General features: G+C 66.3%; 2 protein-coding genes and 1 pseudogene. All 3 read right to left on the bottom strand.

Annotated elements, in window-relative coordinates; all coding sequences use genetic code 11:
• On the bottom strand, positions 1 to 180 hold a 180-nt coding region (locus ABZ215_RS43880), incomplete at its 3' end, for a TadE/TadG family type IV pilus assembly protein (protein WP_354956887.1).
• A gap of 493 nt (positions 181 to 673) precedes the next feature.
• The gene (locus ABZ215_RS43875) at positions 674 to 862 is read right to left on the bottom strand and encodes a hypothetical protein (protein ID WP_354956885.1); all 189 of its coding nucleotides are present in this window, start codon (positions 860 to 862) and stop codon (positions 674 to 676) included.
• A 26-nt stretch (positions 863 to 888) separates the two neighbouring features.
• Positions 889 to 1,005: pseudogene (locus ABZ215_RS43870) on the bottom strand (secretion system protein); the annotation flags it as partial.

Genomic DNA, 1,005 nt, shown 5'->3' with positions numbered 1-1,005 from the left:
GGTCCCGTACTGCGAGCGCGCGGTCGCCAGGCCCTGTGACGCGGCGGCCTGGGCGATGTGCGTGGCGTGCGACCAGAGCGCGAACTGCACGATGACCAGCAGCACCAGCAACAGCAGGGGAGTGGCGATCACCAGCTCCGCGCTCACCGAACCGCGGTCGTCGCGGATCGCGCCGCGCACCTTCTTAGCGGCTTGACGGACTGCGCTCCGGGAGGCACGACGCCGCGTCCTACCTCGATGGGCGAATGACCTTGGGTCCGACGCGGCTACTACATGTGGTGGTCCCGGCGTGTCGTGGCCACAGGTTGTCGGAGGTGGCCGGTACAGTATCGAACTGTAGTGCGAATTTGGAGGGAGGTGATCAAGATGGCAGGAAAGAAGGGCTCCGGGAGCGGTGGTAAGTACCGCAGCGCCAAGACGGGGCGGTACGTGACCCGGAAACACGGCAAGGCCAACCCGGGCACGACGGTGAAGGAGTCCAAGTAGGGCGGCGCGGCCAGCAGACCGCCCCACTTGGGTGAGTAGGGCGGGGGCGTCGGAACCGGCGCCCCCGCTACGCGCCGGAGATGTTACCCGATCTGAACAGATCGCTGCCGCGTCACACGCTTGCCGATCGAGGTGCGGCATCGTCCGCGGCCGCTGTGCTGTGCCCATTGTCGGCTCCATGCGGGCGTCACATGTCGATGCTGTTGGCCTTGCTGGTGACCTTGGCGACGATGATCGCGAGCACCGCGATGGCGGCGACGACGAGCAGCGCGGTCACCAGCACCGTTTCGGTCGAGTAGCCGGCCTCCGGTTCGCGCCGCAGCATCTCCACACGAGCCCGTATGACGGTCCACAAGGTGTCCCACTGTGAGGGCATCAGATTCTCCTCTTCTCTGTAGGCTGTCAGAGTCCATTGAGGACTTGCACCAGCGCGGGGTAGGCGATGAAGGCGAGGAACCCGAGGAACAACGCCATGACCGGCAGCGACATCCGTTCGGTGGCGGCTTGGGCTTCGCCCTC

The organism is Amycolatopsis sp. NPDC006131 (assembly GCF_040614175.1).
Lineage (GTDB): Bacteria > Actinomycetota > Actinomycetes > Mycobacteriales > Pseudonocardiaceae > Amycolatopsis_E > Amycolatopsis_E tucumanensis.
The sequence above is the reverse complement of the archived record's forward strand: the minus strand, read 5'-3'. Positions and strand labels throughout refer to the sequence as shown.